Source organism: Tissierella pigra (assembly GCF_009695605.1).
Taxonomy (GTDB): domain Bacteria; phylum Bacillota; class Clostridia; order Tissierellales; family Tissierellaceae; genus Tissierella; species Tissierella pigra.
On the sequence record NZ_VUNQ01000075.1, the window covers coordinates 1 to 10071 of the forward strand.

At 31.1% G+C, this 10071-nt stretch carries 9 protein-coding genes; 8 read left to right on the plus strand and 1 reads right to left on the minus strand.

Annotated features, from left to right (window positions below; genetic code table 11):
* Positions 1-775: 775 nt before the first annotated feature.
* The 3 genes from FYJ83_RS18670 (at position 776) to FYJ83_RS18680 (ending at position 4419) form a co-directional block, all read left to right on the plus strand.
* On the plus strand, positions 776-2833 hold the full coding sequence (locus tag FYJ83_RS18670; protein WP_154443004.1) for a methyl-accepting chemotaxis protein: 2058 nt from the start codon (positions 776-778) through the stop codon (positions 2831-2833).
* 512 nt (positions 2834-3345) lie between these two features.
* The gene (locus tag FYJ83_RS18675) at positions 3346-3930 is read left to right on the plus strand and encodes a tyrosine-type recombinase/integrase (protein WP_154443005.1); all 585 of its coding nucleotides are present in this window, start codon (positions 3346-3348) and stop codon (positions 3928-3930) included.
* A 213-nt stretch (positions 3931-4143) separates the two neighbouring features.
* Positions 4144-4419, plus strand: a complete 276-nt coding sequence (locus tag FYJ83_RS18680) for a GMP synthase (glutamine-hydrolyzing) (RefSeq protein ID WP_459443310.1) — start codon at positions 4144-4146, stop codon at positions 4417-4419.
* 330 nt (positions 4420-4749) lie between these two features.
* Here the strand turns inward: FYJ83_RS18680 and FYJ83_RS18685 are convergent, their stop codons facing one another.
* On the minus strand, positions 4750-5178 hold the full coding sequence (locus tag FYJ83_RS18685) for a helix-turn-helix domain-containing protein (protein WP_154443006.1): 429 nt from the start codon (positions 5176-5178) through the stop codon (positions 4750-4752).
* A gap of 274 nt (positions 5179-5452) precedes the next feature.
* Here FYJ83_RS18685 and FYJ83_RS18690 point away from each other — a divergent pair, with 274 nt between their 5' ends.
* The 5 genes from FYJ83_RS18690 (at position 5453) to FYJ83_RS18710 (ending at position 9535) form a co-directional block, all read left to right on the plus strand.
* The gene (locus FYJ83_RS18690) at positions 5453-5641 is read left to right on the plus strand and encodes a hypothetical protein (RefSeq protein WP_077369828.1); all 189 of its coding nucleotides are present in this window, start codon (positions 5453-5455) and stop codon (positions 5639-5641) included.
* A gap of 2 nt (positions 5642-5643) precedes the next feature.
* Entirely contained in the window at positions 5644-6765 is a 1122-nt protein-coding gene (locus FYJ83_RS18695; protein ID WP_326828374.1) for a tyrosine-type recombinase/integrase, read from the plus strand.
* Positions 6758-7078, plus strand: a complete 321-nt coding sequence (locus FYJ83_RS18700) for a plasmid mobilization protein (protein WP_229768663.1) — start codon at positions 6758-6760, stop codon at positions 7076-7078. The genes FYJ83_RS18695 and FYJ83_RS18700 overlap by 8 nt, the downstream gene beginning before the upstream one ends.
* Positions 7079-7173: 95 nt before the next feature.
* Entirely contained in the window at positions 7174-8115 is a 942-nt protein-coding gene (locus FYJ83_RS18705; RefSeq protein WP_154443009.1) for a hypothetical protein, read from the plus strand.
* Positions 8072-9535, plus strand: coding sequence for a VapE domain-containing protein (locus FYJ83_RS18710; protein WP_326828375.1), 1464 nt, complete (start codon positions 8072-8074; stop codon positions 9533-9535). Before FYJ83_RS18705 ends, FYJ83_RS18710 begins: the two co-directional genes overlap by 44 nt.
* Positions 9536-10071 lie beyond the last annotated feature (536 nt).

The following is a 10071-nucleotide window of genomic DNA, read 5'->3' on the forward strand; positions in this document are numbered from 1 at the left end:
AAGTTCTCCTTTCATATTCACACCACCTATTATTTTTTATTCTTTAGGTAGTGTTCCCTCTTTGATTAAGAACTCTGTACTTTTTGATTACCTTTTATCTGTATTTTATCATTGTCCTTTACAATATAAATATAATTAGAATAATATAAGGAAATATACTGACTGTTCTTTATTATATATAAAGGTAAAGTGATAATGATTATATTGAGAAAACTATATAAATGGTGTGAAATTTTGAAACATGAAATTATATATTTGTTATTAAATAATGTTTTGAAAAATATGATTTATTATATTATGATGAATAAGATAATGTTATAAAAATATCATAATTCAATTTCTTGTTGATTTAGGAATAAAAGAGGGTATATATACAGAAAATTCAAATTGATGTAGGGTTTATTATATGAAAAGTCACAAAACAATTCATTCAGGTATATTAGGTCTTGGATAAAGGAAAGGAGTTTGAAAACTGCTTTGGCAATGGCAATACTTACACTTATGTATCTTCCATACTCCTACAAATCATATTGTATATGTCTTTAGCAGAATGTTTGACGCAACTATAGGAGCTATTTTTGTCATAATAGTAAGTGAATTTCTTGGAAGAAATTGGATTGCTAAATGGCTTGAAAGAGAAGTTACTGGGGAGAGGAAAAAATAAAAGGGATAAGTTAAAAAGATGTATTCTTGTGTACTGTTATAAAGACCTTTTGCTTACTTATAAATCTTCAAGCAGTAGAAACAAATAAACTTATGAGAAAGGGAGATACATATGATTAAAAAGAAATTGAGTCTCAAAAATTCAAAGATATTAACAAAGCAATTCGAATCACTTTTTTCTAAGATTTTTACCTTTGTTGGTATACCTGTTATACTGGCATTTGTAGTAGTTGGTGTTATTATGTTGGTTCTTGTTAGTACAAGTGTGAATAAACTTACGACTAATGAGTTGGTAGCTAGGTCTCAAGCTGCTTCTCATGAAATTAACAACTATTTTACAAAACATTTTGAAATAATTAAAACGGCTGCATCAAATGCCTATCTTGAAAGATTATTTATTGAAATAGACGCAGGTACTAGAATTGATGATTATGAGGAATTTGATTCCATTAGAAAGACTCTTAGAAATATTCAAGATGAATATAGTGATTCTGTTTTAGCTGTATGGATAGCAGATGTAAACTCAAGTCAATTGATAAATGCAGATGACTATCATAGCGATGGAAGTTGGGATATACAAAATAGATCTTGGTTTATAGAAATGAGTAATAAAAAGACAACTATTTTGACAGAGCCTTATGAGGATACGGCTACTAAGCTACAGGTTGTTACTGTAGTTACACCTATATTTAAAGCAGGGACTCAAGAAATCATTGGAGCAGTGGGTTTGGATTTCTCCCTAGAAGAACTTGGAGAAACAGTAGGCTCATATACTCTGGGAAAAACTGGATTTTATATTTTGACAACTAAATCTGGTCAAATAATTTATCATCCAGTTGAAGAAAATATAAATCAGCCAATTTCAGATGTATCTATGTCCCAAAATATTAAAGAAGCAATACTGTCTCAATCAGAAGGTAGTTTAAAATATACATCTCATAATACTAAGAGCTATGGATATGTATCATTAGTAGGTGATACAGGCTGGACAATTGCAGCTGGTTTACCTAGTGGAGAATTTAATAAGGATTCTTATATAATATTTATTTTAATGGTTGTTATATTTGTAGCCGCTATTGCAATAATTGGTATGATTATCTGGGCTTTATCGATACAGATTGTAGCTCCAATTAAAGAATTGACAAATACAGCAAACTTAATTGCCGAAGGAAATCTTGATGTTTCAGCAGATGTGAGTTCTAAAGATGAAATTGGGCAAATGGGAGAGGCAATTAACAAAACAGTCGTTCAATTACGTAGATATATTGCATATATAAAAGAAATTACGTTTACTCTTGAAAATATGTCTCAAGGAGATATGCGTATTCATCTTGAGGAAGATTATATTGGAGACTTTGAGTCTATTAAACTTGCTTTTATGAATTTATCAACTTCTTTAAATCATACGCTTCGTACTATTGATATAGCAGCAGAACAAGTAAGTGCTGGCTCAATTCAAGTTTCTGATGGTGCTCAGGCTCTTGCATCAGGTGCTACTGAACAAGCAGCATCTATTGAAGAACTAAGTGCATCGATAGAACAAGTTGCAGAGGAAGCAGTTGAGAACACATCAAATGTAGCCGCAGCAGCAAAATATATTGAAGAAGTAGGAGAAAAAGTAGATACTGGAAATGAACATATGAAGCAATTAACTAATGCAATGAAAAATATTCACTCAGCTTCTAGTGAAATTGCTAGTATAACTAAGGTTATTGAAGATATTTCATTTCAGACAAATCTCCTTGCATTAAATGCGGCAATTGAAGCAGCACGGGCAGGAGAGGCAGGAAGGGGATTTGCAGTTGTGGCAGATGAAGTAAGAAAACTAGCAGCAAAATCTTCAGATGCAGTCAACCAAACAAGTAAGTTAATTCAAATGTCAGTGGATGCTGTAGAAAAGGGTATAGAAATAACTGATGATACAGTAAAAGTTCTACAAGATGTTCAAGAAAAAACTTCTCAAGTAGTAGAAAGTTTTGATAATATAAAGAAATCATCTTTTGAACAAACTAATACAATTGAGCAGATAAAAGAAGGTATTTCAGAAATATCTGCTGTTATACAAAATAATGCAGCTACAGCAGAAGAAAACTCAGCCACTAGTGAAGAAATGTCAGCACAAGCTGTTACATTAAATGAAGAGGTCGGAAAATTTAAGCTGAATTCATAATTATATTGAATTACTTACTAAAAGGGTCAAAAATCAGTGGAAAACACTATTTTGGCCCTTTTAGTTATATTTATACTAAGTCCAGATTTATTTTATATTAGTTTTTGAAATTGACTCATATGTAAGTTCTCATAAAAAACTTTCTTCATCATTAATTCATCGTGAGTACCTTGTTCAACTATAACTTCATTATTCATAACAATGATTAAATTTACATTTCGAAAAGGGAAAATATCAAGAGGCAAAAGATAATGAAACTGTTGGAGACCAAAGACGACAGCAGAAATAGAAAAAGCTATAAGCTTGATAAAATAAAAGTCTTTACAACAGCAGCGATTGATAAATTGGCAGGTGTAAAAAGATAGAAAAACACCTGCTCGTTTAATATACACAAAAAGAAATTTAGCCTTAAATAAGGATTATAAAATTAAGATATCAAAGATAGGAACTATAGATAATTATAAAAAAGAAGTTGAATAGAAAATTTATTGACTAAGGGGTGAAATTACATTATGGCAAATATAAAAACAAGAGCATTGAAAGAAGGGGAATATTCTTTAATAATACAAACTATTCAAGAGGGATTAATAACAGCAGATGGTAGGCAGATTAAACTTAATATTAGAATAGCTACAGCCTTAGTAGTACAAGCCAATCTGGGTTTAAGAATAGGAGATATAGTTAATTTGCAACTATCGGATATAGTTAAGGATGGGAATAGATATAGATTAAATATTAAAGAACAGAAAACGGGTAAAATTAGAGAGTTTACAGTAGTAAACCAAGTGCTTACATATTTACAGAGTTATGCATTAGATAATAATATAAAACCTAATCAAAAACTATTCAGCATCACTGTAAGACAAATTCAAAAGCATTTAAAAATTGTTATAGAGCATCTAGGATTAGAAAGCATTGGTACACATAGTTTTAGAAATTTTTTTGCAGTATCTATATATAATGAAAATGATTATAATATAGAGTTGGTAAGGCAACTTTTACAACATAGTACAGTGGCAGTAACACAGCATTATTTATCAGTACAACCTCAAATAGTAGAAAAGGCTTTACAAAATCATATAAAACTACCTAAATAATTCTAAAAATATTCATAAAAAGATGCAAGAAGACCCTTGAGTTTACTGAGTTTGAATGCTATGATGGTCACATCCCATAAGGGAGCCACCTAGGTGGTCAAAACTCGAATAGTCACTCCTTGTACAAGGGAACCTACAAACAATTTAATAAGTAGATATAACCACTGAAAACTAGACATCATTAGGGAGGCAGACTATATCTATAGAGATGAGATTAAAAAAGCAGACCTAGATAAGGAAATCTGGCAATACTTTTCAGTATTACCAAATATCCAATCTGTAGGAGTTATAAATGGTGAAAGAATCTATAAGCATTTAATTGGACTTAGAGCTATAACCACTAAAGATGCAATGGAAGCTAAATGGTATCCAATTCCACTAGACTTATTAGACAAGATTTCTACAAGAATTACAGATGAAGTACTACAGGTAAATAGAGTGGTATACGATATAACAAATAAACCTCCTGCCACAATTGAGTGGGAGTAGTTAGATTAAAAGACAAAAGTCAATAATATCAAGGTTTACAGGCTTTCAAAATCATCAACTGGAACGAAATTGGGTAAAAAAGTTTTTTAGAATAATAAGATAAATAATGTCAAGTGGCTTACAAAGAGAGACACCATAGAGATCTTAATAAAAGAATCTATGGTGTTTTTGTGTGTATATTTATTTAGAAATCTAAACAGATTTCTAAAGGCATCGAATTCGATAGGGTTAAAATTGGATTATATACTTAGTATTTAAGTATTGAATTATTTTTAAACTGTTCGATTTCGACCAGTTTAAAAATGAGGTTATATATTTATAGTTTAATAATTATTTTTTTAATCTAGACTTCTTAGGATATGAGAGTTTCCAATCCTCAAATTCTTCATCTGTAATCTCTCCATTATAATGTTTTTTTCTCATTTCATCCCATTCTTTTAGAAAATCATTTAAATTCATATCATGAGAAAGCAGCCCTATTGTAGAATCTTCTACTAGTGGTCTGATTTTTAACTCTTCCTCATAATCAAAAAGTATTTGCATAAATTCAAAATTAGAAATAGGAGTATGGTCAATTAAGGCAGATACATCACAGTCTAAAACTTGGGCTATTTTTATTAATTGATCCTTATTAGGCGAACGATAACCTAATTCATAATTTCTTATAGCAGAATCTGTAAGGCCTGATTTTATTGCTAATTCCTTCTGTGTTAATTCTCTAATTAATCTTAACTTTTTTAGCTTTTCACCTGAAATCATTGGAAACCCCTCTCGCTAGTATTTTAATTTATTTTATCACAAGATATCATTTATAGCAACAGAAGTGAACGATTATAAATCCATAGAAATCTCTTGTAATAAGAACAACAAATAAAAACAATTTAAAATTAATCTTGACAACACGAAAGCGTGCTGGTAATATATAATTCATAGCACGAAATTGTGCTATGAATTATAAGGCAACCAAATTGATGCTCGTCATTTATTCATTGATGAGAAGCTTATAAATAAAAACACAAGGGGGAAGAAAAAAATGAATAAGATTTTTATGAACGCAAAAGAAGTTCAGGATTTTTTAGAAGTTAGCAGAACTACAGCCTATCAAATAATAAATGAAATGAATCAAGAACTAGTTGAACTAGGCTATAGGGTTCAAAGAGGCAAAATTAATAGACAATATTTCTTGGACAAGTATTGTTACCAAGTAAGAAAGGAGGCCTAGTAGTGGGAGCTTATAGAGATGAAAGTGGAAATGGCACCTGGTTTGCTAAATTCACCTATAGTAATTGGCGTGGTGAAAAGATTAATAAAAAGAAGAGAGGATTTAAAACAAAAAAAGAAGCTCTAAAATGGGAAGAAGATTTTTTAAGAGAGCAAGCTGGAAATCTTGATATGACATTTAATGAGTTTTTTAAGGTGTATGAAAAAGATATGCGACCAAGATTAAGAGAAAATACTTGGAGAACTAAAGAACAAATAATAAGGACAAAGGTTATTCCCTATATAGGAGATCTTCAGGTTAATGAAATTACTAAAATGACAATAGTTAAATGGCAAAATATATTAATGAAAGAGGAAGATGATAAAGGCAAAAAATATTCTCAGACCTACTTAAGAACAATACATGCTCAATTAAGTAGTGTCCTAAATCATGCTTGTAAATATTATAATCTAAAATCTAATGTAGCAAGGGATGTTGGATCTATTGGAGAAAAGGAAGCTTCTGAGATGAAGTTCTGGACTGAAAAAGAGTATGACAAATTTATAGAGGAAGTAAAGGACAAACCTTTATCCTTCCATGCTTTTCAAATTTTGTATTGGTGTGGACTAAGAACAGGAGAATTACTAGCTTTAACCAAGGAGAAATTTGATTTTACTAACAATACTATTAGAGTAAATCAATCTCTACAAAGAATAGATGGAGAAAATATTATTACAGAGCCCAAGACTAAGAAAAGTATTAGAACAGTTGTAATGCCAGACTTTTTATCAGATGAAATAGAAAAATATATGGCTGGAATATACAAGCTAAAGGAGGATCAATTATTATTTCCAATTACCAAGTCCTATCTACACCATGAAATGACCAGAGGGAGTAATAAAGCTGGAGTTAAAAGGATTAGAGTCCATGACCTAAGACATTCCCATGTATCTTTATTAATTGAATTAGGATATTCGGCAATAGCTATAGCAGATAGATTAGGCCATGAATCCATCGATATAACCTATAGATATGCCCACTTATTCCCAAGCAAGCAAAATGATATGGCTCTTTCCTTATCTGATATAAGAAAAGAAAGCTTAGAGGATGAATGGGAGAAATTATTGGAGAATGAAGATGACTAATAAAACTAAAAAACCATGTAAAAGAAAAAGAAATAAAATAATCTCCTTTAGAGCAACGGAGGAAGAAGCTAGATTATTAGATAGAAAAGTAGAAATAAGTGGCCTTAGCAAGCAAGATTATATCATAAGCTCATTAACATCTCCTACTGTGTCCATTAAAGCTGATTATAGACTTGAAGATAAATTTGCTCTAGAAATATTTAGACTAGCAAAAGTTGTAAAGAAATATGGAAGATTAGAAGAGGATGACCAAGAGATTTTAAGATTTTTAATAGAAATCTACTATGAAATCAAAAAAGAAAAAAGCCTTTAGCACAAAGACCAAAGGCACACCCCATATGGAATGTTTCTACCAAATTCATTTTACCATATGGGGTCTGTTTTGAACAGCATAAGGAGGTAAAATGAATGGAAAAATATAAATATCTACCAGAAGAAATGAAAAAAAGCAAAAGATTTGTAGGTTGGAGAAAGGAAAATTTAAATGGTAAAGTAGCCAAGCTTCCCTTTTCCCTAATTGATGGAAAAGTTAATGATTGGAATCATCCAGAACGATGGATAGATTTCAATGAAGCTAAGACAAAGAATAAACCTCTAGGCTTTGTTTTAGTGGAAGAAGATAGGATTATCTGTATAGACTTAGACCATGCAATTCAAGATGAAAAGCTAACTCCTATGGCCAAAGAAGTTGTAGAGAACTTTGCAGGAACTTACATGGAAGTATCTCAATCAGGCAAGGGGATTCATATCTTTGTTCAAGGGACTATTCCAGATAATCTTAACTTATCAAGTAGAGGAATTGAGATATATAAGAAAAATAGATATATAGCTCTTACAGGAAATATAGGAGATGGATCCTTCTTTCCTAGAAGTAATAAACTTTTAGCTAAAGAAGATGAATTAAATAAGCTTTACAAGAAATGGACACAGGAGAAAGAATCCACCTTAAAACAAATCAGAGAATACAAGTATGAGCCTTTAAACAAGTTTTCTAGACTAGATGACCTAAGCCTAGATGAAATACTAACTACCATGGAAAGAACCAATAGAAAGGCAAGTATGCTTACCTCAGGAGCTAGCCTAACAGGTGACCACAGTCGAGATGACTTTACCTTTCTAGTACTTGCTAGAAACTATACAGATGGAAATCCTAACTTAATGAAAGAACTTTTTTTAATGACTCCTTTAAATCGCCTAGCCACCAATGAGAAAAGAAGGGATGATAGAAAGTATCTTGACTATGTAGAAAAGACTATAGAGAAAGTTTTAAGCCTTGGCAATTTTGTGGCCTTTGATTGGAGCAGACATTTTGAATACAAGAAAAGGACCAGGGCCTATGAAAGAGTTTAAACTAGTTTTTCCTGAAATAGACCAGTCCTATTCTTTAATCGATTTACAGAAAACAGTAAAAGGTAATGTAAAGCAGATTACAGGAAATATTGTCACAGTACTCCTTAATCCAAAATATTGTAAGGCTAAGAAGATATATGAAGGACAAATCTTCTATGATAAATTTACCAATGAGATTAAATTTCAAGGTAAGATCATAGGGGAAAAAGGTATAAAGTCCAATCAAATTAGACTATGGGATGACTCACTAAACAATAGGCTAGGACTTGAAATAGAAAAGCATTTTGGACTTAATTACAATGCTAATAAAATGTGGGATGCAGTTCGCTTTGTTGCTAATCAATATGAAATAAGTCCACCAGAACAATATCTAAAAAATCTTACTTGGAAGGGAGATAGAAATGCAATAGCTAAACTCCTACCAACTTATCTAGGAGCTGAAGACACAGAACTTAATGCTTGGATCATGGAGCATATGATTTTAGGTTTGATTAAAAGAGTATTTGAACCAGGATCCAAGTTTGATGAAATGATGGTCTTGGTAGGTGGACAGGGAATAGGAAAGTCTACTTTTGCTAGATATTTGGCTATAAGGGATGATTGGTTTTGTACCATTGAAAATATTCAAGGTAAGGATGCTGTTATGAACTTAATGGGAAAGGCAGTAGTAGAAATTGAAGAATTTGTAGCCTTAAGAAATGCAAAATCAGCTAATGAAGCAAAATCATTTTTATCTAAATTAAGTGATAGAATAAGAATCCCCTACGAGAAATTTTCAACAGATGTTCCTAGGACTTGTATTTTAATTGGTACACTAAATGAAAGAACCTTCCTCAATGACCACACAGGAGAAAGAAGATATCTACCTGTAGAATGTCATAAAGAAAATAGAAAGAAGGCCATTTATCTAGACAAGGATTTCCAAGGAGAACAATCAGAAAAAGAATATCTAGATTCAATCCGAGAAGATTTTAACCAGCCCCTTGCCTATGGATATAAACTCTACAAAGAGAAGAAACATTCCTGGACCATACCAAAAGAGCTTCTTAATGATCTCTACCAGGAACAAGAAAAGTTTAAGTATCTTAATCCAGATGTTGAAGATATTCGCTACTTCTTAGAAGAATATAAAGCAAAAACACAAGAACCAAATATAACTTGTTTTAAGGAATTATCCATGCGAGGCTATCAGATTAAATCAAAATCTTTTTCTGAAATCATGGATAATTATTTTCCAGAATGGAAGCCAGTTCGCTCATCAAAGACTAAAAGAATTTCTCCTAGTGGAATATCTATACCAGTAAAACTTTATTATGAAAGACAAGAAGTAAAGGAAGAATTTATGGAGGTAATAAATAATGATTTACCGGAAGAATGGGAGGAGCCAGAGCAAATAAAAATAGACACAGGGAAAGAATAAAATTGTAACTTTGTAACCATGTAACTTGTAACCAAGTTTTTAAAACCCTTAGAATCAGGCTAGAAGAAATGGAAGTTAAGTAATAACAAGGCTTACGGGAATAAAAATAAATGCTAATGCCTTATTTGAGGACTTTTGAAATATTAGGTTACAGTTACAAATCTCCTGTGCCTATTAAAACTTTAATAGACCAACTAAGAAAGTCAAGAGAATTTTTAAAAACAATTCCATTTTTTTAAAAATAAATGTTATTTTAAAAATAGGCACAACAAAAAGATCCACTGAATATATGTGTAATTTTGAAAACTAAGCTGCTTGTTTGTTATTTAGACGAATCATCTTTTGATGGTCATCTGGTGTTCTTAATTCAAATGGTTTTTGATCTCTAAGAACCGCAAAAATAATTTGTACCAACTAAGAAAGTCAAGAGAATTTTTAAAAACAATTCCATTTTTTTAAAAATAAATGTTATTTTAAAAATAGGCACAACAAAAAGATCCACTGAATATATGTGTAATTTTGAAAACTAAGCTGCT

Bases quoted from the DNA above. Each gene is read 5' to 3' on its own strand.
- FYJ83_RS18670 (WP_154443004.1), top strand. From the start codon at position 776: ATGATTAAAAAGAAATTGAGTCTCAAAAATTCAAAGATATTAACAAAG.
- FYJ83_RS18675 (WP_154443005.1), top strand. From the start codon at position 3,346: ATGGCAAATATAAAAACAAGAGCATTGAAAGAAGGGGAATATTCTTTA.
- FYJ83_RS18685 (WP_154443006.1), bottom strand. From the start codon at position 5,178: ATGATTTCAGGTGAAAAGCTAAAAAAGTTAAGATTAATTAGAGAATTA.
- FYJ83_RS18690 (WP_077369828.1), top strand. From the start codon at position 5,453: ATGAATAAGATTTTTATGAACGCAAAAGAAGTTCAGGATTTTTTAGAA.
- FYJ83_RS18700 (WP_229768663.1), top strand. From the start codon at position 6,758: ATGACTAATAAAACTAAAAAACCATGTAAAAGAAAAAGAAATAAAATA.
- FYJ83_RS18705 (WP_154443009.1), top strand. From the start codon at position 7,174: ATGGAAAAATATAAATATCTACCAGAAGAAATGAAAAAAAGCAAAAGA.